We start from the raw sequence: 22,956 nt of genomic DNA, 5'->3' as shown, positions 1-22,956 counted from the left end.
AATTGAGTGCCCCGGCTAGGACCCCATACCGCCGGGCTCAGCAGGAACAGACATATGAGAAATTCCCCTTGGGTGGTGACGAGCTACGCCTTCATCATCTTCATCGGCATAATTATCGCCTTGCCGAACGTGCTTCCGCAGTCGACGCTCGACCGGATGCCGAGCTGGCTGCCGCACAGCCGCGTCTCGCTCGGTCTTGATCTTCGCGGCGGCTCACATCTCGTGCTCGAAGTCGATCGTGCAGATCTGACAAACGAACGCCTTCAGAACCTTTTGCAGGACAGCCGCCGCGTTCTACGTGATAACGGCATCGAGCCGTCCGGCGTTCGGCGGAGCGGCGATGTTGTGACTGTCACCCTGCGCGATCCGGCCCAGCAGAGCCAGGCGGTTGACCAGCTCGAGACGCTGGCGAACCCCGTCGGCTTTGGCACAAGCGTTGGCCAGTCCGACCTAGACATCGAGACCCCGTCCCCAAACACCATCACGCTTGCCTATACCGAGGCCGGCATCGAGTCTCATGCGAGTGCAGCGGTCGAGCAGAGCCTCGAGATCATACGCCAGCGCGTCGATCAGGTTGGCGTTGCCGAACCGACGATCCAGCGCGTCGGCTCCGACCGCGTTCTGGTACAGCTGCCGGGAGAACAGGATCCCTCGCGTCTCCGCCAGCTTCTCGGCTCAACGGCGAAGATGAGCTTCCATCTGCTCGGCAACCAGGGGGAGCCGGGCGTGACCATGCTGCCGGACCAGCAGGGCCAGCAGTATCCCGTCCTCGATCGCGTCGAGCTTTCCGGCGACCGTCTGACCGATGCCCGTGCAGCCTTCGACCAGCAAACCAACGAACCGGTGGTCAACTTCCGCTTCGACACCGCCGGCGCAAATCGGTTCGCCCAGATCACTCAAGCCAATGTCGGACGTCCCTTCGCCATCGTGCTCGACAACAAGGTGCTGAGTGCGCCGGTCATCCGTCAGCCGATCACAGGCGGCTCTGGTCAGATCTCGGGCGGGTTTACCGTCGAGGAAGCCAATACGCTTTCCGCTCTCCTGCGCGCCGGTGCTCTGCCCGCCAAGCTCACCGTCATCGAAGAACGTACCGTGGGTGCCGATCTGGGCTCCGATGCCATCGAGATGGGCGTCTTCACCGGCTTCATCGGCTTCCTGCTCGTTGTCGGCTTCCTGATCCTGCTTTATGGCGGCTGGGGTGTGGTTGCGAACATCGCGCTCTTCATCAACATTATCCTGACCTTTGCCGCGCTGACGATGATCGGTGCAACGCTAACGTTACCAGGTATTGCCGGTATCGTTCTCGGCATCGGGATCGCGGTGGACGCGAACGTTCTGATCAACGAGCGCGTCAAGGAAGAAACCCGCAAAGGTCGCAGTGCTTTCGCCGCCATCGATGCAGGCTTCAAGCGCGCCTACTCCACCATCGTCGACAGTAACGTAACAACTCTGATCGCAACCGTCCTGCTCTTCTGGTTCGGTTCCGGTCCGGTTCGCGGCTTTGCAGTGACCATGGGCCTCGGCATCGTGATCTCGATGTTCACGGCCGTGGCCATCGTGCGTGTCGCGATGGTATGGCTGACTGCGCGCATGAAGCTGAAGAAGATCGAAATCCGGCCGCTTCTGCCGATCGGTCTCGTTCCGGACGGCACGCGGATCCGCTTCATGAAGGCCCGCTTCTTCGGCATCGGCGTTTCGCTCTTCCTGTCTGTGGCGTCCATCATCCTGTTCTTCACGCCGGGCCTCAACTACGGCGTTGATTTCAGGGGCGGCATCCAGATGGAAGTGGTCACGGAAGGGCCTGCGGACATCGCGGCCTTCCGCAGCCAGCTCGATGGGCTTGGCCTCGGCGACGTTACGCTCCAGGAATTCGGCAGCCCCAATCATCTGCTTGTCCGCGTCGAGCGGCAGCAGGGGGGTGAAGAGGCACAGACCGCAGCAGTCGAGCGCCTGCGTGCCGCTGTCGTGGAGGTCGATACGACCGCTGAGGTCGAGCGCACGGAAGTCGTCGGTCCGAAGGTGAGCGGCGAGCTCGCGACCGCCGGCATCCTTTCGGTCGTCCTCGCATCGCTCGCCATGCTGATCTACATTTGGGTACGGTTCGAGTGGCCCTTCGCCGTGGGCGCGATCGCCACGCTGGTGCTCGACGTGACGAAGACGATCGGCTTTTTCGCCATCACCGGCCTCGACTTCAACCTGACCGCAATCGCCGCGGTGCTGACACTGGTCGGCTACTCAGTCAACGACAAGGTTGTCGTCTATGACCGCATGCGCGAAAACATGCGGCTCTACAAGAAGATGTCCCTGCGCGAGTTGATCGACCTGTCGATCAACGAAACCTTGGCTCGAAGCCTCTACACGTCCGCCACCACCTTCCTTGCCATGCTTCCCATGGCAATCTGGGGCGGCAGCGCCGTGTCGAGCTTTGCGATCCCGATGGTGTTCGGCATCGTCATCGCAACCTCCTCGTCGATCTTCATCGCGGCCCCCATCCTGCTCTTCCTCGGCGATTGGCGCACGCGCCGCGCCAAGGCAGCCGCAGCGGCATCGGACGAGGCGGCTACCGACGACCGGGAAGAAGTGCGCCAGGCCTGAAGTCCGGGCTTATCTGAAATGCAAAGAAGAAGGGGCGGCCCGGTTCCGCCCCTTCTTGCATCTGCGGAGGACCCTCTTGCTGGACATCGGGATCTATGGCGGCCTGTTTGCCGCAGCTTTCCTTGCTGCGACGATCCTGCCGATGCAGTCGGAGGCAATCCTGGTCTCCTTAATCCTGGCTGGTAACCAGCCGGTCTGGGCGCTGGTCCTGACCGCCTCCTTCGGCAACATGCTAGGCGCCGTCGTGAACTGGGCCTTGGGGCGCGGGATCGAGCGCTTCAGGCACCATCGCTGGTTTCCGGTTTCCGAACAGCAACTGGAAAGGGCAGAGCGCTGGTACCACAGGTTCGGCAGATGGTCGCTTCTGTTGAGCTGGCTGCCGATCGGCGGCGATGCATTGACCGTCGTCGCAGGGGTCTTAAGGGAGCCACTGGCGACCTTCGTCCTGCTCGTGCTCGCTGGCAAGGCCGCACGCTATGTCGTTCTGGCCGCTGCCACCCACGGCCTGCTGTGACTTCAGCGGTCACCACGCCGCACGGTAGATGGCATAGGCGTCCGCTTCAGTCATCTCACGCGGATTGTTGACGAGCAGGCGCGTCTGCTTCATCGCATCCTGCGCCATCAACGCTAGATCACCTTGCGTAATCCCCACATCCCGTAGCCGTGACGGCAGCTGAAGTTTCACGGACAGCCCCGCAAGCCGCTCAATAAAGCCATCGCAGCGGGCCTCAAGCTCCTCCTCCGCAGTGAGGTCAGGAAATGCGTCGGCTGCAATCTCTGCATAGGCCAACGCCGCGTCTGTGGCATTGAAACGAAGCACATGCGGCAGAACAAGCGCGTTCGACAATCCATGAGGCACATGGAAGCGACCGCCGATGGGATAGGCAAGCGCATGAACCGCTGCGACCGGAGAGTTGGCGAAAGCCTGACCGGCAAGCGTTGAGCCGAGCAGCATGGCTGCTCGAGCCTCGCGGTTCGCTCCGTCAGACACAGCAACTTCGATATTTGCACCCAGCAAACGCAGTGCCTGTCGCGCCAGCATTTTTGACAGCGGGTTGTTGTTCGCGCTCTTCGACGCGAAGGCCTCGATAGCATGAACCATCGCATCAATGCCGGTGGCGGCGGTGATGTGCGGCGGAAGCCCTAGGGTTAGGTCGGGGTCGAGGATCGCGACATCCGGCAGCAGGATGGAAGAAGATATGCCGCGCTTTTCCAAACCGCCCACGGATATGATCGAAACCGGCGTCACCTCCGAACCCGTCCCCGCCGTCGTTGGCACAAGCACCAGCGGCAGACGCGGGCCAACTGCATTGCCGACGCCCCAAGCGCTCTCCACCTCCTGATCGGAGCCAAGAAGCAGCGCCGCAACCTTGGCCACATCAAGTGACGAACCGCCCCCGAAGCCGATGACGTTTGAGACGTCCTGCACCCTTCCCGCCTCAACCGCCTTCTGAACGGTTCCAAGCGATGGGTCCGCCTCGACCTGATCGAAAACCGAGACGGCGATCCCCGCCTGCGCCAGGCTTGAGAGCGCTGCGTCGCAAAGGCCGAGGCTCCGGATGCCCGGATCCGTTACGAAAAGAACGCGTTCGCCCAAGGCTTTACCGGCGACATCGGCAACCTCTGCCGCGGCACCAGGCTTGAAGACGATCTGCGGGGTCGTGTTGAATACGAACGGCTGCATGCGTTTCCTCCCTCCGACCAGCAGAGGCAGCCTGCCGGCCACGCGCCATCAAGACGCATGACAGGGCGGGCTGCAAGTGCAGGAGAGACTTAACCGATCGCCATCAGGCTCGCATTGCCGCCCGCGGCAGCGGTGTTGATCGAGGTAGATACCTCCTCCAGCAGCCAGCTCAGGCAATAGGCATCGGGGCTAGAGAGCTCACGCGTGTTAGCCGCCTGCGTCAACACCAGAGGCCCAGGAAGCTTCGCAATGCGCTGCGTCACGGACCGGACCCGCTCAGCCTCACCTTCGACAAGGGCACCGGAGAAGGGTCCGTCAGCTGCCCAGTCGGCAGACCAGCGGACTCTGGCTTCGACGGAGGTAGGCAGATTTGTCAGCGAATCCTGAAGGTCCTCGACGCGATTAATCACGGCCGAGTTGCCAGTCGCCAGCACCGCTGCCAACTGGTGACGGAGCCCCGCCTTCGTTTCCGGCACTAACAGGATCTGCCCTCGGGGATGCAGCGAGTAGAAGTTATTCTCCCCCACGGGCCCTGGGAGCTGCATGTGCAGGCCTCGTGTGGAGGCGCTTCCCAGCGCAGCCGCCATGTCGGCCTCTTCGGCAGTTCCATTCGTCTGCAGCCAGCGCACGAAGTCGAAAAGCGCCGGGTCCGTGTGCACCGAGCTGTGCTGCGGTGGGACCGGCGCCGACTGAATAAGCCGGCCGAGATAGAGGGGCCCTCCCGCCTTCGGCCCTGTTCCCGAAAGGCCACGGCCGCCGAACGGCTGCACGCCGACGACTGCACCGATGATGTTGCGGTTGACATAGAGATTGCCGGCACGAATGCGGCTCGTGACGTGCGCGATCGTCTCATCCAGCCTTGTATGCAGGCCGAATGTCAGGCCATAGCCCGTGCCATTAATATCGTTGATCAGCCGGTCGAGCTCGTTGCGGCGATACCGGATGACGTGCAGGACCGGGCCAAAGACCTCGCGCTCCAGATCCTTCAGCGTGTCGAGCTCGATGATGGTCGGTGCTACGAAGGTCCCGGCAGCGGTCTCCTGCGGCATCGCGATCTGCTCGACCTTCCGGCCCATCGCCTGCATCTTCTCGACGTGCGCCTCGATGTTCCCCTTCGCCTCGGGTGTGATGACGGGTCCGATGTCGACGCTCAGCCTGTCTGTGCGACCGATCGAGAGCTCCTTCAGCGCGCCCTTCAGCATTGTCAGCGTCCGGTCGGCGATCTCCTCCTGCAAGCAGAGAACGCGAAGTGCGGAGCAGCGCTGGCCTGCGCTGTCAAAGGCGGATGCGATCACGTCGCCCACCACCTGCTCCGCTAAGGCCGACGAGTCGACGATCATCGCGTTCTGCCCACCGGTTTCCGCAATCAACGGTATTGGCTTTCCAGTTGGCAGAAGCCGGTCGGAAAGCTGCTTCTGGATCAGCCGCGCCACTTCGGTCGAACCGGTGAACATCAAGCCGCATGTCTCCGGCGCTGCCACCAGCGCCGCTCCTATGCGGCCCTCTCCGGGGACGTATTGGAGGGCGCCGAGAGGAACGCCAGCCTCATGCAGTATCCGAACCGCTTCCGCCGCAATCAGGGGCGTCTCCTCGGCCGGCTTCGCCAGTACCGGGTTGCCCGCAACGAGTGCCGCAGCGACCTGCCCGGTAAAGATCGCGAGCGGGAAGTTCCACGGGCTGATACAGACGACAGGCCCAAGCGCCTTGTGCGCCGGCCCCAGCGTACGCCGCGCCTGTTCGGCGTAATAGCGCAGAAAATCGACCGCCTCACGCACTTCCGCTATCGCGTTGGGAAGCGACTTGCCGGCTTCGCGCATGATCAGTCCAAGCAGGACCGGCATGCATGATTCCATAAGGTCGGCTGCCCTCTCAAGCCGGGCGGCTCGATCGGCGGGCGCGACAGCCTCCCACTTCGCAGCATATTCACGAGCGCGCTCGACCGCGGCCTTTGCTTCCTCTTCCGTCGCTTCGGCGACATAGCCAACGATGTCCAGATGATCCGCAGGGTTGGCGACCGGATGCGAATTTCCCTTCGGTTGCACACCCTTGATGATCGGCTCTGCTCGCCAATCCATCGTCGCACTCCGCTGCAGCTCTTCCGTCAGCTGTGCCAGAACGGTCTCACTAGAGAGATCAAGACCTGCAGAGTTGGTCCGCCCCGCACCAAGGATGTTCCTGGGCAGCGCGATCTGATCATGGGGAGCGCCCGGGACAGGCATGGCGCGAACAATATCCGCGGGATCCGCGATCAGCTCGTTGACTGAGACCGACGGATCGGCAATTCGGTTGACGAAGGAGGAGTTCGCGCCGTTTTCGAGAAGGCGCCGCACGAGGTAGGCGAGCAGTGTCTCATGGGTTCCGACCGGCGCATAGATGCGGCAGGGTCGATCAAGCTTCTCCTTGCCCACGACTTCGTCATAAAGCGGTTCACCCATACCGTGCAGGCACTGGAACTCGTACTTGCCGACCTGGAACTCGGCACCCGCCAGATGATAGATCGTTGCAAGCGTCTGCGCATTGTGGGTAGCGAACTGAGGGAAAACCGCATCCGTCGCAGCGAGCAGCTTCTTGGCGCAGGCAATGTAGGAAAGGTCCGTGTGAACCTTGCGCGTGAAGACGGGGAAATCCTCAAGACCTTCGAGCTGGGCTCGCTTGATTTCAGCGTCCCAGTAGGCGCCTTTCACCAGGCGAACCATGATCCTGTGGCCGGAACGGCGGGCAAGGTCGATGATGAAGTCCAGGACGAAGGGGCAGCGCTTGCCATAGGCCTGCACGACGAAGCCGATCCCGTCCCAGTCCGCCAGCGCGGGATCGAGGCAAAGCGCCTCAAGCAGGTCGAGCGACAGCTCCAGTCGGTCGGCTTCTTCTGCATCGATGTTGAGGCCGATATTGTAGGCCTTGGCGATTAGCGCCAACGCCTTCACCTTCGGCAAAAGCTCGTCCATCACCCGCTCCGCCTGCGAACGGCTGTAGCGCGGATGAAGCGCAGAGAGCTTGATGGAGATGCCGGGACCGTTATACACGCCGCGGCCGGCAGAGGCCTTGCCGATGGCATGGATCGCCGCCTCGTAGTCATGGTAGTAGCGTGCAGCGTCCGCCGCAGTCGTCGCAGCTTCGCCCAGCATGTCATAGGAGTAGCGGAAGCCGCGCTCTTCAAGCGGCCGGGCACGCTTCAGCGCCTCGTCGATCGTCTCGCCGGTAACGAATTGCTCACCCATCATGCGCATCGCCATGTCGACGCCACGCCGGATCACCGGCTCGCCGCAACGGGCGATAAGGCGGGTCAGTGCCGCGGCCAGACTGCGGTCGTTGACTGTCGATGTCAGCTTGCCCGTGACGACGAGACCCCAGGTGGCGGCATTGACGAACAGCGACCGGCCACCGCCGACATGAGACTTCCAGTCGCCTGCCGAGATCTTGTCGCGGATAAGCGCATCGCGCGTGGCCGCATCCGGAATGCGCAACAGTGCCTCTGCCAGACACATCAAAGCGACGCCCTCCTGGCTCGACAGCGAATACTCGTGCACCAGACCTTCAATGCCGGAGCCGCGCTGCTTGCGGCGCAACGCCTCGATCAAGCCGCGGGCGGTGTTTCTGATCTTGCTGCGCGTTTCGCCCGGAAGCGTCGCTGAAAGGAGCAGCGGCTCCACGCAGGCGGTCTCCGGCAAGCGGTAGGCCGACGTGATCTGCTTCCGCAGCGAATTCTGTGGCCGCACGAGCGGCGCGAAATCGGCAAACGGTGGACGGGCCGCTGCAGCAGGCGTTGCATGTTCTGGCTGGCTGTTCATCTGTCGTGATCCGGAGCGATATTGGCTGCGAAACAGCTTACTTTACCGCCGGATTTTTGCTGGACTTTTTCTCGGGCCTATCTCAGGCTGATCTACCTTTTATCGAGCTGCGTTTGGACCATTATGCCTGCGAAAGATGATAAAATTAGCCAGATCGACGGATATGACCGAAAGATCCTTGAGCTACTTGGGGCTGATGGGCGCATGCCGGTGACGGAGCTTGCCAGTCGGATTGGCTTGTCCAAGACGCCTTGCGCCGCGCGACTGAAACGGCTTGTCGACGATGGCTATATCGAAGGCTTCCGCGCCGTTCTCAACCCGCAGAAGCTGGGCCTCGACCACGTCGCTTTTGCAGAGGTCACGCTGTCCGACACGCGGGAATCGGCTCTTGCGGAGTTCAACAAGGCCGTCGGCAAGATTCGGGAGGTGGAGGAGTGCCACATGATCGCCGGCCGCTTTGACTATCTGCTGAAGGTCCGAACGTCCAACATTCGGCGCTACCGGGAAGTCTTAGGGGAGAAGATCTCAAGCCTGCCACATGTCGCAAGCACGTCGACGTCGGTGGCAATGCAGTCGGTGAAGGAGAAGTAGACTGGCAGCAAGGCTGTAGCACAGCCAGGCGACGGTATCGCCTTGTGCTCCGGGAGTAGGCTCCGGAGGTAAAGCCACCGGAGCCGGGAAAGCAGTTACTCGGCAGAGTCGGCAGATTCTGCGTTCAGCTGGCCATAGCGTTCTTCGCCGATCTTGCCGAGGAGCTCGAGCTGGGTTTCGAGGAAGTCGATGTGACCTTCCTCATCCGCCAGCAGTTCTTCGAACAGCTTCATGGAGACATAGTCTCCGGCGGCGTGACAGACGTCGCGGGATGCCTTGTAGGCAGTGCGGGCATCATATTCGCCGGCGAGATCGGCTTCGAGAACTTCCTTGACGTTCTGGCCGATGCGCAACGGCGCCAGAGTCTGGAGGTTGGGATGACCTTCGAGAAAGATGATGCGGTCGATCAGCTTGTCGGCGTGATGCATCTCCTCGATGGATTCCTCACGCTCCTTCTTAGCGAGCTTGGAATAACCCCAGTCCGATAGCAGACGGTAGTGAAGCCAGTACTGGTTGACGGCGCCAAGTTCGAGGAACAATGCCTCGTTAAGCCGCTCGATGACGCTGCTGTCGCCTTTCAATGTCCGCTCTCCTGTTTTCCTCGTGGAACTGTTTCAGGCGGGACATATAATCGATAACGTCAGCGGTCGTCGAGTGCCGCTGCGCGTGATATTCCTCGGTTGTCTTGATGATGATGTCGACGACGTTGGGGAAGCAACCGCAGCAGCGGCCACGCTTGCTCATCGCGTGGTAGACTTTCGCAGGAACGATCAGCTGCCAGCAGTCCTGATCCAGGAGCTCGACGATGACGTCGCGAATTTCCTTGTCGGTGATGTAGTTGCAGCTGCAGACTAGCATTCTCGGTCAACCCGTCAAACATGACCAGTAACATCCGCTTTTTGCTAAAGAGGACGGCTTCTGTCAAGAAAAAATGCGGGGCTTTATTAGCACACCCTTGTGATTCCTGCCCTAGGCGATGCGCTCAATGGAAATTGCGCCCCTTCGGCATGACCTCCTCCGGTCGGCTTCCGAGCGGAAGCTGCGGCTCGTTCGGGTCGGAGGGGCGGGTTTCTCCGTCCACCTTCCTTTTGCGATAGCTGCCGCATCCTGAACCCAACGCTTCGTCGGCGCCTGGGCGGGGCGCGCCAAAGCGGCGAACCTCCTTCTGGAGCAGACCCAGCATAGGCGTGATGTCCTGAATCTGCTCCACCACCGTATGGATGACACCATGCGCGCTCTGCAGCCGGCCACAGATCTTCACCATGCGCGCACCCATCACCACGGGCCGGTACTGCTCGAACACCTTCGGCCAGACAATGGCGTTCGCCACTCCCGTCTCGTCTTCAAGCGTCATGAAGATCACGCCACTCGCCGAGCCCGGGCGCTGGCGTACGAGAACCAGCCCGGCAATGGTGACCTTGCGGCCGTTCGGCACCGAAAGAAGGTCGACGCTCCGCGTAACACCCATGCGGGCAAAATCCTCTCGGATGAAGGAGGTCGGATGAGCCTTCAGGGAAAGGGTGAGGTGGCGGTAGTCCTCGATGACCTCTTCTCCCGGAAGCATCGACGGCAGCACAACCTGCTGCTCCGGCCTCAAGTCTGCGTTTCCTGCCACCTCGAACAGCGGCAGGTTTTTCTGAGGCTTCACTTGATCAAGCCCCCGCACGGCCCAGAGGGCTTGCCGGCGGCTGAGCCCGATGGAGCCGAAGGCATCCGCATCCGCCAGGCGCTCCAGAGCGCCTCGATCCAGCCCCGATCGCCTCCAGAGGTCATGGATGGAGTGATAGCCGTCGCCCCTGTTGGCAATCAGCTTTTCCAGTACCTCCCTCTCCGCCATTCCCTTGATCTGGCGAAAACCCAACCGTACGGCATGGCGGCTGCGGATGACGCTCTGCATCTCCCGGTGCCGCGGATCCACACGGTTCGGACGAAACTCCGCTTCTTCCAGGCTGCTGTCCCAGCTCGAGAGATTGACGTCCACCGGCCGGATCTCGACTCCATGTTCCCTTGCGTCACGCACCAGCTGGGCCGGCGCATAGAACCCCATGGGTTGCGAGTTCAAGATCGCGGCGCAGAACACGTCGGGATAATAAGTCTTGATCCAGCAGGAGGTGTAGACCAGGAGGGCAAATGAGGCGGCATGGCTTTCCGGAAATCCGTATTCGGCAAAGCCCTCGATCTGGCTGAAGCAGCGCTCGGCAAATTCCCGGCTGTAGCCATTCTTGACCATGCCGGAGACGAGCGCCTTCTTGAACTCCACCACCCGCCCCGACCGCTTGAAGGTTGCCATCGAACGGCGCAGTTTGTCGGCCTCAGATGGCTTGAATCCTGCCGCGGTGATGGCAATCTGCATCACCTGCTCCTGAAAGAGCGGGACGCCGAGTGTTCGCTCCAGAACCACTTTGAGCTCCGGCTTCTCGTAATGAATTTCCTCGCCCTTGAGCGCTTTCTCTCTACGCTTCAGATAAGGGTGCACCATGTTGCCCTGGATCGGCCCGGGCCGGACGATCGCCACCTCGATGACGAGGTCGTAGAAACGCCGCGGCTTCAGGCGCGGCAGCATGCTCATCTGCGCTCGGCTTTCGATCTGGAAGACACCGATCGTATCGGCACGGCAGATCATGTCGAAGACGTTCGGATCGTCACCTTTTGCCATCAGGCTCGCCAGCGTTTCCGGCTGCTTGTAATGATCCTCTAGGAGCGCCAGGGCGCGTCTCATACAGCTCAACATACCAAGCGCCAGAACATCGATCTTGAGGAGCTTCAGCGTATCGAGATCGTCCTTGTCCCATTCGATCATGTAGCGACCGGGCATGGCGGTCTTCATGATCGGCACCACTTCGTCGAGCCGGTCGCGTGTGATCAGGAAGCCGCCGACATGCTGGGTGAGGTGGCGCGGAAAGCCCATCAACTCCTTGGCGTGAGCGATCACCTTCTGGGTCGTGGGATGGGCAAGATCGAGACCGGCCACCTTGGCTTCGCGCTCCGAAAGCCCTTCCTCCGACCATCCCCAGACGGTGCTTGCCAGCGCCGCCTGCACATCTTCGGACAGGCCGAAGGCCTTGGCCACTTCCCGGCCCGCCATCCGGGTGCGATAGCTGGTCACCGCCGCCGTCAGCCCCGCATGGCGAAAGCCGTAATGCCGATAGATGTACTGGATGATCTCTTCGCGCCGCTCGTGCTCGAAATCCACATCGATGTCCGGCGGCTCGTTTCTTTCGGTGGAAATGAAGCGCTCGAACAGGAGCGTACTGTGGACAGGATCGACCTCCGTAATCCCGAGACAGTAGCAGACGGCGGAATTGGCAGCCGACCCCCGCCCCTGGCAAAGGATCTTCAACTCGTTGCGAGCGTGCCAGACGATGTGGCGCACGGTGAGGAAATAGGGCTCGTATTGCATCTCCTGGATGAGATCGAGTTCGTAGCGGATCAGTTGGGCAACCTTCTCCGGCACGTCGGAAGCATAACGCTCTCGCGCTCCCTCCCAAGTCAGGCGCTCAAGCGTCTGCGCCATCGTTTCACCGGGAACGCTCTCATCCGGGTAATTGTGCTGCAGCTCGTCCAGAGAAAAATGGAGCCGGCTAAAGAATTTTCCCGTATTCGTCACGGTTTCCGGAAAATCTGCAAAAAGGCGGCTCATCTCCCGCCCTATCTTCAGGTGCCGCTCCCCGTTCGCCGCCAACCTGAAGCCAGCCTCAGCGATCTGCACGTGCTCGCGGATCGCGACCACCACATCCGATAGCGACCGCCGTTCCGGGAGATGAAAAAGCGGTTGATTGCTGGCCATAAGCGGGATGCGGTGCATCGCGCCAACATCCGCGAAGGTTGCGAAGACAAACCTGTCCTGCCCGTCATAGCTGGGAGAAAGCGTCAGGTAGACGCCCCTGCCGAACCTCTCCCGAAGCAGCTTCAGAAGCTCGCCGAGTTTTTGCAGATAGGCTTCATCGGAAGCACGGGCAGGATCGGGCGTCACGGCCAGCATCATCTCCTGCCCCCATTCCAGAAGATCCCATTCCTCCAGAATGCAGCCGCCCTTTTCCGTCCGTAGGTTTCCCCGGCTGAGGAGGCGGCAGAGATTGGCCCATCCCTTCCGGTTTATGGGATAGGCAAGGACATCCGGGGTTCCGTCGGCGAAGACGAGTCGGGCACCGGGTTGCATACGGCAAGGGGAAGGAACATCCTTCTCCTCTTCATACCCGTCCTTTCCTCGCTGATGTCGTTCGGCAAGATCCCGCACATGGGCATGGGCACGCACCACTCCAGCCACGGAGTTGCGGTCTGCAATGCCAAGCCCCGAGAGCCCGAGAAGGGAGGCGGCCAGCACCATCTCCTCCGGCTTCGATGCACCCTCCAGAAACGAAAAATTCGTCCGGGCGCCGATCTCGAAGAAAGCAGGATCCGCCATCACGCGAAGATCCCATGCATGTGCCAGGTGGGTCGGTAATCATCCGCATAATGGCCTTGCCGGTACACCCAGAAGCGATGGCCGGACGCTACTTCCAGGCGGAAATAATCCCGCTCCTGCGCGGTTTCCTGATCCAGCCACCATTCCGGCGAAATCCGCTCCGGCCCTTCCGCCCGCGCAACATCATGAAGAACACGGCGCCAGCGGAAGCGGCTCGGGGGGCCATCCGGAACGATTGCGGCAAAAGCCTCCACAGGCTCCGGCCGTGCAAGGAGGCGCAGCGGCCTTTCTCGTTCCGTCATGGCTGCCGGGTTTGGTTTGCCTTCTGTCTCCGCCTCATGTCTCAGGGCTGGGTGCGCGAAAATGGCGCGTTCCGGGATATGACTTTCGCGGAGCTGGAATGCCTGTAGCACGTCTTCACCCAGCCTTGCCGAAACACGATCGATGAGATCGGCCAGCGGCGCCCCACCCTCCGCTTTTCCCAGAAGGTTGTCCTGGCTCGCCTCGCAAGGATCATGCTGGAGCACGTTGAGCCGGAAAAGCTCGAAGCCGAAACCTGCATCCAGTTCGTCATGAACCGACTTCAGCCGCTCGGTAAACAATTCGGCGATCTTCTGCGGATCCCGCAAAGGGCGGGAGGCGCCGGCAGAAATCCGAAAGACGCGGCCGTCCACACGGAACAGCACGAGTTCAAAAACCCGCCCGCCCACACCGCGCGCCTCCAGGCTGGCCCGCAAGGAAAGCGCCATGCGCGCCGCCAGCTCCAGGATTTCCTCCTCCGCCTGGATAGCTTCAGCCAACTTCCTTTCGATCGAAAGCAAGGCTACGGGACGGCGCGGCGAGATCGGCTCCTCCTCGTGACCCAATGCCTGATCGAGCCGGAGAAGGAGGTGGCCGCCAAAGCGTCGCGCCAAGCCGGCGCGCGGCATCGCAAGCAGGTCCCCCACCTGTTTGAGCCCGAGCTTGTTTAACGCTGCAATGGTTTCCCCGCCAATGCGCAGGCAGGCGACAGGGAGAGACGCAAGCATCTCCTCACCCCCGCCATCCTCGATCACGCCGCCTTGGCCGAAACGGCACATGGCCCAGGAGAGACCGGGCGAGCCGGAAATTGCTCCCTGAACCTTGAACCCCATCTGGAGCAGGCGCAGCAGAATGTCGTCGAGCAGGGCCTGTTCCCCGCCGAACAGATGCGTGCAGCCGGTGATATCGAGAAACAGCCCGTCGCTGCCATCGAGCGCCACCAGCGGCGTATAACGGTCGCACCAGTCGGCGATCGCTTCCAGAAGCGCCCTGTCGGCGGCCGGATCCTCTTCAGCGACATCGATGGCCGGATACATGGCACGCGCTTCGGCCAGACCCTGCCCGTGCCGCAGTCCCAGCCCGGCCGCTACTTCGTCCAGCGCCGTCAGACGCATACCATTGTCGCGCCGGCCGGAGCAAAGCAGCGGCGGATGGTCAGGACGCCCGGTCAAACGCCATGAGACGCCCCAGAGCCGCCGCGCAATCCGGTCCGTCGGCAGATGCGGGAAGACGAGTGCCAGAATGCGCTGTTGCATCCCCGGAAAGGCGAGACGGCTCTGTTTGTCGGGCGAGGCAAAATTGACGGTCACGGGAATTCCACTCCAGAAGAAAGGAGAGCGGAGCCGGATTGCGGCTCTTCTCCAGGGTAAGACGGAAAACGGGAGAACCGATGCTGCCGCCAAGCATGGTCCCGTTGGGAAGGACCCGCTCGGCAGCGGGTCCGGGTTCGGCATGGAAACGGAAGACGGCGCTGCTGGCCTCCTCCTCGCTTGCATGCCGCAGAAGCAAAATCGGCCGCCTCGCCGCTTTTGCTCTCAGACTAAGCCTCCGGCTTTCGGACAGACCGAAGGCGGAAGGGTTTCCTCTAATCTCAAGAATGGTCGCAGCCAGGGCATCACTCGCCGCAGCGGCTTCCGCAAGCCACAAGGCATCCTCCAGCTTCCTGGGAAGCGCGTGGAGGAAGTGCCTGACCTGGAGGCCATATTGGGCAAGACCAATCGGATAGGGCCGGCCCGCCTCGACATTGGAGAACCTGTCGCTGATCCACAAAAGGGCGGAAGCCTTGGCTTGTCGCTGGATCAGAGCTGCCAAGGCCAAAACAAAACCACTGCCTGCACCGGAGTTACGCATGGCACAGGTGCGGATTTCCGTCATCCCGTCCAGCGGAAGCCCCCCTTCCAGGGCAGCATCCAGCTCGTCGACTCCAAGGGCAATGCGCCGGCTGTCCTTTCCCGTTGCAGCCATTCTCTCGCCCTGCGGCTGCTCTTCGGCCACTAGCGTCGGTGTCTTGCCTTCCAGTTTGGCAATCGTCTCACGCAGGGCAAAAAGTCTCTCCTGCGCCGTGGCGTGCTTGGCCATGGCGTCAGCTCCATTCCGATATGTTCACTCTATGTTCTAATGGATTCCAGAGGTCATTCGAAGAGTCAACCGAGATTCTGAGCGGAGAGACCGGCTTCTCCCGAAGGCCTATGAATCCTCTCGAAAATTTTCTGGAATAGCTTATATGAGGCCCAACAAGGAGCATCTATGGCCCGTATAGACCAAACCGACGATTGGCGGGATCGCCACGCGCCGACCATCAGCGCCTTTGAATCGTTGGCCATCGAAGCCTATGGCAATCTGCCGGAAGAATTCCGGGCACTGACCACCAACCTGACCATCGAGATCGAGGATTTCCCGGACGACGAAATCTTCGAGGACATGGCGCTGGAAACGCCTTTCGATCTGCTCGGCCTGTTTGAAGGCCGCGGCATTTCCGAGCGCTTTTCCATGGAAACGGGCGAATTGCCGAACCGCATCCGGCTCTACCGCCGCCCGATCCTGGATTACTGGGCCGAAAACGAAGAGACCTTGGGCGACATCATCACCCATGTCCTCATCCACGAGATTGGCCACCATTTCGGCCTGAGCGATGACGATATGGAGCGGATCGAGGCGAGCGCCGAAGAGGCGACGGATCGTTGATCCGTTCTGCGCCCCTTACTGCTCGCCGAGCTTCATGCTGGGATCGTAATCCTTGCCATGCACGGTCTTCACCACCGCCTGGCCACAATACATCTTGTTCTCCGCAGCATTGAAGCTGTGGCTTGGCGAACCGTGCAGTTCCCAGCCCTTGTTCAGCGCATCGGTAACGCGATGGCAGAAGGAGGAGTCGTCGGGGCCGGTGATAAAGCGGTAAACTTTCATGCTGTCGTCTTTCTGTTGGTAAGATGCCGGGTCTTGGCAAGGAGCCGCTCCGCCTGCTCCAGGTGAAGCCGCTCGACCATCTGGCCGTTCATGTTGATGACGTTGAGATCACGTGCCGCCGGATCGGCAAAAGCAGTGACGATCGCCTCCGCTTCAGCAATTGCCTCGGCAGACGGGCTGAAGGCTTGATTGGCGCCCTCGATCTGTGCGGGATGGATCAGCATCTTGCCGTCAAATCCCATGGCGCGGCCCTGGGAGCACTCGGCTGCAAATCCGTCTGTATCCCAGAAGTCGTTGAAGACACTGTCGATGACGTCGAGGCCATGGGCACGGGCCGCCAGCACCACCTGCATGATCCAGGGCACCAGATAGGTCCGACCATGCTCGGATGGCACGCCAGTGTCCTTGCGCAGGTCGTTGAGGCCGAGCACAAGGCAGTCCAGCCGCGCATCGGCCGCGGCAATCGCCGCGGCGTTGAGCACACCCTTTGCCGTCTCCATCATCGCCCAGAGCCTTACGCCAGGTGACGCTGCGGCAAGATCCGCAGCCTCTCGAATATCCTGCGGGCCATCCACCTTGGGAAGCAGCACGGCATCCGGCGCGAGCTCCAGGACCAGATCGATGTCGGCCCTTTGGAATTCGGAGCCGATTGCGTTGGTGCGGATGACCGCTTCTCGACCCTCAAGCGGCGTCTGCCGAAAGAAACGTCGAAGATTGTCCCGTGCCTCACCCTTCTTCTCGGGAAAGACAGAATCCTCCAGGTCAAAGATGACCACGTCGCAATCGAGACCGTGCGTCTTGTCTAGGGCCCGCTGATTGATGGCAGGGACGCTGAGACAGGAGCGGCGGATGCGGGCAGAATGGCTCGTTGGGGAACTTACGGTCGTCATCGCGATTTTGTGACAAGGTTTTCGGCGCGGCGCAATATCGCAAGAGCATGAAGAGCCTTGCAAGCCATACCCGTAGGGACCACATTCGTGTCACAGAAAGGGTTGTGCCATGCAAAACATCCGTTCGTTCTTCTTCTTCACCACCGGGCTTGCGCTTTTTGCGCTGGCGGCGTTGCTGACGGCTTCGCTCACTGTTGCCTTCATCGGGGTTCTCGGCGCACTTGCTGCCGGCCGCCTTCTGTCGGCTAAGCTGAAACCGGTCCCGGTGCAGGCTAAGGTGCGGAAGGACGAAATGCACGTCTGGAACGACGGCCGCGGCACGATCATCGACCTTTGATCCAGCGCTACGCCGAAAGGCTCTGTTTCCGGCCTCAAGCGTACCGCCCTGGGCCAAAACGGTCCTTCAAATCGGTCGAGATTTGCTTTAAGTGCTTCCGCACAACTCCAGCGGAGGCAGATCATGGAAAAATTCACCAAGCTCACCGGCGTTGCAGCGCCGCTTCCGGTCGTCAACGTCGACACGGACATGATCATCCCCAAGGACTACCTCAAGACGATCAAGCGGACCGGCCTAGGCAAGGGGCTTTTTGCCGAAGCCCGCTACCAGGAAGATGGGTCTGAAAACCCGGATTTCGTGCTGAACAAGCCTGCCTATCGCAATGCCAAGATCCTTGTCGCCGGCGACAACTTCGGCTGCGGTTCGTCCCGCGAGCATGCTCCCTGGGCACTTGTGGACTTCGGCATCCGCTGCGTGATCTCCACAAGCTTCGCCGATATCTTCTACAACAACTGTTTCAAGAACGGCATCCTGCCGATCGTGGTCGCCCAAGACGATCTCGACAAGCTGATGGATGATGCCTCGCGCGGCTCCAACGCCGTGCTGACGGTCGACCTGGAGGCCCAGGAGATTACTGGTCCGGATGGCGGCTCCATCAAGTTCGATATCGACCCCGCGCGCCGCCACATCCTGCTGGAGGGGCTCGACGACATTGCCAGCACGCTGAAGAGCGAGGCCGTGATCGGCAGCTTCGAACAGAAGATCAGCTCTGAACGGCCCTGGCTCTGAGCGGGCGCGCTATCGATGGTCCAGCGCATCTCCTCCGGCTCCCCATTTGAAACGCGCATCGGGTATTCGCGTGCAGTGGTCGATCGCGAGATGGTCTATGTCTCCGGGACCACCGGCTATGACTATGCTAGGATGGAAATGCCAGAGGACGTGGCAGACCAGACCCGCAATGCCCTGGCCACCATCGTCAATGCCTTGCGAGAGGCCGGCAGCAGCCTGAAGGACGTGCTTCGCGTCCACTACTACATCACCGACATGGCTGACTATGATGCCATCGTGGGCGTCTTGGGTGAGACATTCTCTGGAATCCGGCCCGCCGCCACGATGATCGTCTGCGGCCTGACCGCGCCCGAGATGAAGGTGGAAATCGAAGTCACCGCTCGCATCGGCGCCGGTTCATCCTAAAAGTTCTTAATTGGCCTTCTCCTTTCGGCAGGCTCGGAGGAGGTCATGACGGCACGCGATCGTGCGGAGGGTGAGCCTGTCACCGAGAGGAATACTAAAATGACCAAGTCTCTCTTCCTGCTTCCCGGCGACGGCATCGGCCCCGAGGCCATGGCCGAGGTTCGCAAGATCATCGCCTATATGAATGAAAAGCAGGATGGCGGCTTCATTACCGGCGAAGGCCTCGTCGGCGGCAGCGCCTATGACGCGCACGGCCAGGCAATCTCGGAGAGCGACATGTCAAAGGCCATGGCCGCAGACGCTGTCCTTTTCGGCGCCGTCGGCGGGCCGAAGTGGGATGCCGTTCCTTATGAAGTGCGTCCGGAAGCAGGCCTGCTGCGTCTGCGCAAGGACCTCGAGCTCTTCGCCAACCTTCGCCCGGCCATCTGCTATCCGGCACTCGCCGACGCCTCCTCGCTCAAGCCGGAACTGGTAGAGGGCCTCGACATCCTGATCGTTCGCGAACTGACCGGCGGTGTCTATTTCGGCGAGCCGAAGGAGATCATCGACCTCGGCAACGGCCAGAAGCGCGGCGTCGACACCCAGGTCTATGACACCTACGAGATCGAGCGGATCGCCAGCGTCGCCTTCGAGCTCGCCCGCACCCGCAAGAACCGCGTCTGCTCGATGGAAAAGCGCAACGTGATGAAGTCAGGAGTCCTCTGGAACCAGGTGGTGACGGAAACCCACAAGCGCTCCTTCTCCGACGTGCAGCTCGAGCACATGCTGGCCGACGCCGGTGGTATGCAGCTTGTCCGCGCACCCAAGCAGTTCGATGTCATCGTGACGGATAACCTCTTCGGGGACATGCTTTCCGACGTCGCGGCTATGTTGACCGGCTCGCTCGGCATGCTGCCGTCAGCCTCGCTTGGGGCGCCGGACGGCAAGACCGGCAAGCGTAAGGCGCTCTATGAGCCGGTTCACGGTTCAGCACCGGACATCGCCGGGAAGGGCGTCGCCAATCCAATTGCGATGATCGCCTCCTTCGCCATGTGCCTGCGCTATTCCTTTAACATGGTCGCGGAAGCCGACCGCCTGGAAAAGGCCATCGCAAACGTGCTCGACAAGGGCATCCGCACCGGCGACATCATGGCCGATGGCTGCCGACAGGTGGGGACGGTCGAAATGGGTGATGCGATCCTGGAGGAGTTCGCCTCGCTCTCGGCGCAATGAGATCCCACCCTGCGGTGAGGCAAAAGCCTTGCATGCAGCTAAGACACGGCAGATTTTCGCCGGAGGCCGGTGATGCAAAGCACCGGCCTTGACTCCAAATCAGAATCTTCTAAACACCACGGACAAACGGGAAAGCATCCTATGAACCGCCGCGAGTTCAACATCGCTGCTGATTTCCAGCCGGCAGGTCTTGCCGGGCTAAGCCAATGCTTTGCCGCCTCCAACAAAACCACGGCCAAAACGAAGACGAAAACCGTCTGACGTCTCTGGCCCACCGCTCTCTCCCCGGTTAGGCCGGGGACAAGGAAAACTGCGGTCTGTCCGCGGGCTTCCCCCTCACCGATCGAGGAGAGACAGAAAAGAGAGCAAAGATCATGGGTTTTAAGATTGCAGTTGTCGGTGCGACCGGCAATGTCGGGCGCGAGATGCTCAATATCCTGTCGGAGCGCGGCTTCCCGGCTGACGAGGTCGTGGCGCTGGCCTCGGCCCGCTCGCAAGGCACCGAAGTGTCCTTCGGCGACAAGGTTCTGAAGGTCCAGAACCTTGAGAATTACGACTTCTCCGACACCGACATCTGCCTCATGTCGGCCGGCGGGACAATTTCGCAGAAGTGGTCGCCGAAAATCGGCGCACAGGGCTGCGTCGTCATCGATAACTCCTCTGCCTGGCGGTATGATGCCGAAGTTCCGCTGATCGTTCCGGAGGTCAATGCGGATGCGGTCGAGGGCTTCCGCAAGAAGAACATCATCGCCAACCCCAACTGCTCGACTGCGCAGCTCGTCGTCGCGCTGAAGCCGCTCCACGACGTGGCAAAGATCAAGCGCGTCGTCGTGTCGACCTATCAGTCCGTTTCCGGCGCCGGCAAGGACGGCATGGACGAGCTCTTCACCCAGACACGTGCGGTCTTCGTCGCCGATCCGGTTGAATCGAAGAAGTTCACCAAGCGCATCGCCTTCAACGTCATCCCCCATATCGATAGCTTCATGGAAGATGGCTACACCAAGGAAGAGTGGAAGGTGCTGGCCGAAACGAAGAAGATGCTCGACCCGAAGATCAAGGTAACCTGCACCGCAGTCCGGGTTCCCGTCTTCATCGGTCACTCAGAGTCCGTCAATATCGAGTTCGAAAACGAGATCAGCGCCGACCAGGCGCGCGACATTCTCCGCGACGCGCCGGGATGCCTCGTCATCGACAAGCACGAAGATGGCGGCTACGTCACCCCGGTCGAATGCGCCGGCGAAGACGCCACCTACATCTCGCGCATTCGCGAGGATGCAACCGTGGAGAATGGCCTCAACATGTGGGTCGTCTCGGACAATCTTCGCAAGGGGGCTGCTCTGAACGCCGTTCAGATCGCCGAGCTTCTCATCAACCGTGGGCTCATCAAGCCACGCAAGCTTGCCGCCTGACCCCTTCTTGCAGCGAAGGTCGGCGCCACGGTTGCGCCGACCAGCCCCTCCGGCAAAATCACGAATAATTCAGTATTGATGAGTTGAAGCGCTCATTGCGAGTCCCATAAAGCTTCATTCAACCAGAAACGGGGCAGATAGCCCTTAGAAGCGGATCGATTTATGCTGAACACCTTGCGTGCAACCACATTCGTTGCAGTCATTATCTCCATGACCGCGCCGGTTGCGGCCGCTCAATGCGGCAACGACAGCTCCGGATTTACAAACTGGGTGGAGGCCTTCAAACCTCAGGCTGTGGCGAGCGGCATCCACCCGCAGGTGGTGGAGCAGGCCTTCGCCAACGTTTCCTATAATCGCGACACGATCCGCGCCGACCGCGGGCAGAAGAGCTTCAAGTTGTCTTTCGACCAGTTCATGGAGAAGCGCGGCGGCCCGACGATCATCGCCCGCGGCAAGAAGATGAAGAACAACAATCCTCAGCTATTTGCGGCGATCGAGCGCCAGTATGGCGTCCCGGCCGGGCCGCTGCTCGCAATCTGGGGAATGGAAACCGGCTTCGGCAGCTTCCTCGGCAATCAGCACACGCTGTCCGCCGTCGCGACGTTGGCCTATGACTGCCGCCGCTCGGACTATTTCAAAGAACAGCTGCACGCAGCTCTGACCCTTGTCCAACGCGGCGACCTCAGTCCCGCAGCACGCGGTGCCGCCCATGGAGAGATCGGCCAGACGCAGTTCCTGCCCGCGAATGTCGTTCGCTATGGCGTCGATGGCGATGGCGATGGCCACGTGGATCTGGTGGGTTCGCGTGCGGATGCTCTCGCATCGACCGCCAACTTCCTCGTGGGTCACGGCTGGCAGCCGGGCGCCGGATACCAGCCGGGCGAACCCAATTATGTTGCGATCCAGGGCTGGAACGCGGCCACAGTCTACCAGCAGGCGATCGCGCATATTGGCGCCGAAATCGACGGCGGATGAGGCCTTTCTGCGTCAGGCGGCAGGTTCGGAATCTGCCGCCGCAGTGGCAAGATCGGACGGACGCATGAAGTCGCCGGTCATGGCGTCCATCACCCAGAGTTCGCCCGTCGAGATGTCGAACCAAGCGCCGTGAAGCTGCAGTTTCCCCTGCTCTTCCAGTGCTTTGACGTAGGGAAAGGTCCGCAGGTTGCTGATCGAGTTGCGGATCGAGACCCTCTCCAGCGCCGTCTGACGCTCGCCTTGCGTCATCAGGTCATTGCTCTGGATCTGGTCGGCGGCGGGACGAACAAGGCTCATCCACTTGCCGATGAAGTCTCCCGGTGACAATGGCTCCATGTTCGGATCGAGAGCAGCCTTGATGCCACCGCAACGTCCGTGGCCCATGATTACGATATTGGCAATCTTCAGCGCCTGGACCGCAAACTCGATTGCAGCCGACGTCGCATGGTACTGGTTGTCCGGCTCGTATGGCGGAACCATGTTTGCCACGTTCCGCACGACAAAGAGCTCTCCCGGACCGCAGTCAAAGATGGTTTCCGGCGCAGCACGGGAATCACAACAGGCGACGACCAGCGTGTGCGGGCTTTGCCCTGCCTCTGCCAGCGTTCGGTAACGGTCACGCTCATCCGCATAGCGGCCGCTCATGAAGTTGTTGTACCCGTTCAGGAGGCGCTCTGGAAACTGTCGCATGGTCTAATTCTGTCCTTCGTTATAGCACCCTTGAAAGGC

Annotated in this window: 21 protein-coding genes; 11 read left to right on the top strand and 10 right to left on the bottom strand. The window is 61.1% G+C overall.

Annotated elements, in window-relative coordinates:
- Nucleotides 1-54 precede the first annotated feature (54 nt).
- On the top strand, nt 55-2,595 hold the full coding sequence (gene secD / locus MUU54_RS13705; protein WP_247244573.1) for a protein translocase subunit SecD: 2,541 nt from the start codon (nt 55-57) through the stop codon (nt 2,593-2,595).
- Nucleotides 2,596-2,671: 76 nt separating this feature from the next.
- Entirely contained in the window at nt 2,672-3,109 is a 438-nt protein-coding gene (locus tag MUU54_RS13700) for a YqaA family protein (protein WP_247244572.1), read from the top strand.
- 9 nt (nt 3,110-3,118) lie between these two features.
- Here MUU54_RS13700 and MUU54_RS13695 read toward each other — a convergent pair whose 3' ends face one another.
- Complete coding sequence (locus tag MUU54_RS13695; RefSeq protein WP_247244571.1) at nt 3,119-4,279, bottom strand: iron-containing alcohol dehydrogenase; 1,161 nt, start codon at nt 4,277-4,279, stop codon at nt 3,119-3,121.
- An 89-nt stretch (nt 4,280-4,368) separates the two neighbouring features.
- The gene (gene putA / locus MUU54_RS13690; RefSeq protein WP_247244570.1) at nt 4,369-8,067 is read right to left on the bottom strand and encodes a trifunctional transcriptional regulator/proline dehydrogenase/L-glutamate gamma-semialdehyde dehydrogenase; all 3,699 of its coding nucleotides are present in this window, start codon (nt 8,065-8,067) and stop codon (nt 4,369-4,371) included.
- 123 nt (nt 8,068-8,190) lie between these two features.
- On the opposite strand from putA, the gene MUU54_RS13685 reads away from it, so the two are divergent.
- Nucleotides 8,191-8,658 (top strand): Lrp/AsnC family transcriptional regulator, encoded by a 468-nt coding sequence (locus tag MUU54_RS13685; protein WP_247244569.1) that lies wholly within the window; start codon nt 8,191-8,193, stop codon nt 8,656-8,658.
- Nucleotides 8,659-8,753: 95 nt separating this feature from the next.
- Here the strand turns inward: MUU54_RS13685 and bfr are convergent, their stop codons facing one another.
- From bfr to MUU54_RS13660, 5 genes are all read right to left on the bottom strand, one after another.
- A complete protein-coding gene (bfr, locus tag MUU54_RS13680; protein ID WP_247244568.1) occupies nt 8,754-9,239 on the bottom strand; it encodes a bacterioferritin in 486 nt (161 codons plus the stop codon).
- Nucleotides 9,205-9,516: a (2Fe-2S)-binding protein gene (locus tag MUU54_RS13675; RefSeq protein ID WP_239998121.1), complete on the bottom strand. Its 312-nt coding sequence runs from the start codon at nt 9,514-9,516 to the stop codon at nt 9,205-9,207. Before MUU54_RS13675 ends, bfr begins: the two co-directional genes overlap by 35 nt.
- 124 nt (nt 9,517-9,640) lie before the next feature.
- The gene (locus MUU54_RS13670) at nt 9,641-13,063 is read right to left on the bottom strand and encodes an error-prone DNA polymerase (RefSeq protein ID WP_247244567.1); all 3,423 of its coding nucleotides are present in this window, start codon (nt 13,061-13,063) and stop codon (nt 9,641-9,643) included.
- Nucleotides 13,063-14,478 (bottom strand): Y-family DNA polymerase, encoded by a 1,416-nt coding sequence (locus tag MUU54_RS13665; RefSeq protein ID WP_247244665.1) that lies wholly within the window; start codon nt 14,476-14,478, stop codon nt 13,063-13,065. Before MUU54_RS13665 ends, MUU54_RS13670 begins: the two co-directional genes overlap by 1 nt.
- Nucleotides 14,479-14,518: 40 nt before the next feature.
- Nucleotides 14,519-15,442, bottom strand: a complete 924-nt coding sequence (locus MUU54_RS13660; RefSeq protein ID WP_247244566.1) for an ImuA family protein — start codon at nt 15,440-15,442, stop codon at nt 14,519-14,521.
- Nucleotides 15,443-15,610: 168 nt separating this feature from the next.
- Here MUU54_RS13660 and MUU54_RS13655 point away from each other — a divergent pair, with 168 nt between their 5' ends.
- Entirely contained in the window at nt 15,611-16,048 is a 438-nt protein-coding gene (locus MUU54_RS13655) for a metallopeptidase family protein (protein ID WP_239998124.1), read from the top strand.
- 15 nt (nt 16,049-16,063) lie between these two features.
- On the opposite strand, the gene MUU54_RS13650 is transcribed toward MUU54_RS13655, so the two are convergent.
- Together MUU54_RS13650 and MUU54_RS13645 are read right to left on the bottom strand one after the other, a co-directional pair.
- Nucleotides 16,064-16,270: a DUF1737 domain-containing protein gene (locus MUU54_RS13650; RefSeq protein ID WP_247244565.1), complete on the bottom strand. Its 207-nt coding sequence runs from the start codon at nt 16,268-16,270 to the stop codon at nt 16,064-16,066.
- Nucleotides 16,267-17,160: an HpcH/HpaI aldolase/citrate lyase family protein gene (locus tag MUU54_RS13645; RefSeq protein ID WP_247244564.1), complete on the bottom strand. Its 894-nt coding sequence runs from the start codon at nt 17,158-17,160 to the stop codon at nt 16,267-16,269. The genes MUU54_RS13650 and MUU54_RS13645 overlap by 4 nt, the downstream gene beginning before the upstream one ends.
- 109 nt (nt 17,161-17,269) lie before the next feature.
- Between MUU54_RS13645 and MUU54_RS13640 the strand changes: the two genes are divergently transcribed.
- From MUU54_RS13640 to MUU54_RS13610, 7 genes are all read left to right on the top strand, one after another.
- Complete coding sequence (locus MUU54_RS13640; protein WP_247244563.1) at nt 17,270-17,497, top strand: hypothetical protein; 228 nt, start codon at nt 17,270-17,272, stop codon at nt 17,495-17,497.
- A 123-nt stretch (nt 17,498-17,620) separates the two neighbouring features.
- Complete coding sequence (gene leuD, locus MUU54_RS13635) at nt 17,621-18,226, top strand: 3-isopropylmalate dehydratase small subunit (protein WP_247244562.1); 606 nt, start codon at nt 17,621-17,623, stop codon at nt 18,224-18,226.
- Nucleotides 18,227-18,241: 15 nt separating this feature from the next.
- Nucleotides 18,242-18,631, top strand: a complete 390-nt coding sequence (locus MUU54_RS13630; protein WP_247244561.1) for a RidA family protein — start codon at nt 18,242-18,244, stop codon at nt 18,629-18,631.
- A gap of 99 nt (nt 18,632-18,730) precedes the next feature.
- Nucleotides 18,731-19,843: a 3-isopropylmalate dehydrogenase gene (leuB, locus tag MUU54_RS13625; RefSeq protein WP_247244560.1), complete on the top strand. Its 1,113-nt coding sequence runs from the start codon at nt 18,731-18,733 to the stop codon at nt 19,841-19,843.
- 72 nt (nt 19,844-19,915) lie between these two features.
- Nucleotides 19,916-20,104, top strand: coding sequence for a hypothetical protein (locus tag MUU54_RS13620; RefSeq protein ID WP_247244559.1), 189 nt, complete (start codon nt 19,916-19,918; stop codon nt 20,102-20,104).
- Between the two features lie 113 nt (nt 20,105-20,217).
- Entirely contained in the window at nt 20,218-21,252 is a 1,035-nt protein-coding gene (locus tag MUU54_RS13615) for an aspartate-semialdehyde dehydrogenase (RefSeq protein WP_247244558.1), read from the top strand.
- A 162-nt stretch (nt 21,253-21,414) separates the two neighbouring features.
- Nucleotides 21,415-22,227 (top strand): lytic murein transglycosylase, encoded by an 813-nt coding sequence (locus tag MUU54_RS13610; RefSeq protein ID WP_376742093.1) that lies wholly within the window; start codon nt 21,415-21,417, stop codon nt 22,225-22,227.
- Between the two features lie 12 nt (nt 22,228-22,239).
- Here MUU54_RS13610 and MUU54_RS13605 read toward each other — a convergent pair whose 3' ends face one another.
- Nucleotides 22,240-22,917, bottom strand: coding sequence for a carbonic anhydrase (locus MUU54_RS13605; protein ID WP_247244557.1), 678 nt, complete (start codon nt 22,915-22,917; stop codon nt 22,240-22,242).
- Between the last annotated feature and the right edge of the window lie 39 nt (nt 22,918-22,956).

Origin of the sequence: Pseudorhizobium tarimense (assembly GCF_022968135.1) — a bacterium.
Taxonomy (GTDB): Bacteria; Pseudomonadota; Alphaproteobacteria; order Rhizobiales; family Rhizobiaceae; genus Neorhizobium; species Neorhizobium tarimense.
The sequence above is the reverse complement of the archived record's forward strand: the minus strand, read 5'-3'. Positions and strand labels throughout refer to the sequence as shown.

Bases quoted from the DNA above. Each gene is read 5' to 3' on its own strand.
- leuB (WP_247244560.1), top strand. From the start codon at position 18,731: ATGACCAAGTCTCTCTTCCTGCTTCCCGGCGACGGCATCGGCCCCGAG.
- leuD (WP_247244562.1), top strand. From the start codon at position 17,621: ATGGAAAAATTCACCAAGCTCACCGGCGTTGCAGCGCCGCTTCCGGTC.
- MUU54_RS13630 (WP_247244561.1), top strand. From the start codon at position 18,242: ATGGTCCAGCGCATCTCCTCCGGCTCCCCATTTGAAACGCGCATCGGG.
- MUU54_RS13645 (WP_247244564.1), bottom strand. From the start codon at position 17,160: ATGACGACCGTAAGTTCCCCAACGAGCCATTCTGCCCGCATCCGCCGC.
- MUU54_RS13650 (WP_247244565.1), bottom strand. From the start codon at position 16,270: ATGAAAGTTTACCGCTTTATCACCGGCCCCGACGACTCCTCCTTCTGC.
- MUU54_RS13605 (WP_247244557.1), bottom strand. From the start codon at position 22,917: ATGCGACAGTTTCCAGAGCGCCTCCTGAACGGGTACAACAACTTCATG.
- MUU54_RS13620 (WP_247244559.1), top strand. From the start codon at position 19,916: ATGCAAAGCACCGGCCTTGACTCCAAATCAGAATCTTCTAAACACCAC.
- MUU54_RS13695 (WP_247244571.1), bottom strand. From the start codon at position 4,279: ATGCAGCCGTTCGTATTCAACACGACCCCGCAGATCGTCTTCAAGCCT.
- MUU54_RS13655 (WP_239998124.1), top strand. From the start codon at position 15,611: ATGGCCCGTATAGACCAAACCGACGATTGGCGGGATCGCCACGCGCCG.
- MUU54_RS13660 (WP_247244566.1), bottom strand. From the start codon at position 15,442: ATGGCCAAGCACGCCACGGCGCAGGAGAGACTTTTTGCCCTGCGTGAG.
- MUU54_RS13610 (WP_376742093.1), top strand. From the start codon at position 21,415: ATGCTGAACACCTTGCGTGCAACCACATTCGTTGCAGTCATTATCTCC.
- MUU54_RS13665 (WP_247244665.1), bottom strand. From the start codon at position 14,478: ATGCGTCTGACGGCGCTGGACGAAGTAGCGGCCGGGCTGGGACTGCGG.
- putA (WP_247244570.1), bottom strand. From the start codon at position 8,067: ATGAACAGCCAGCCAGAACATGCAACGCCTGCTGCAGCGGCCCGTCCA.
- MUU54_RS13615 (WP_247244558.1), top strand. From the start codon at position 20,218: ATGGGTTTTAAGATTGCAGTTGTCGGTGCGACCGGCAATGTCGGGCGC.
- MUU54_RS13640 (WP_247244563.1), top strand. From the start codon at position 17,270: ATGCAAAACATCCGTTCGTTCTTCTTCTTCACCACCGGGCTTGCGCTT.
- secD (WP_247244573.1), top strand. From the start codon at position 55: ATGAGAAATTCCCCTTGGGTGGTGACGAGCTACGCCTTCATCATCTTC.
- MUU54_RS13670 (WP_247244567.1), bottom strand. From the start codon at position 13,063: ATGGCGGATCCTGCTTTCTTCGAGATCGGCGCCCGGACGAATTTTTCG.
- MUU54_RS13685 (WP_247244569.1), top strand. From the start codon at position 8,191: ATGCCTGCGAAAGATGATAAAATTAGCCAGATCGACGGATATGACCGA.
- MUU54_RS13675 (WP_239998121.1), bottom strand. From the start codon at position 9,516: ATGCTAGTCTGCAGCTGCAACTACATCACCGACAAGGAAATTCGCGAC.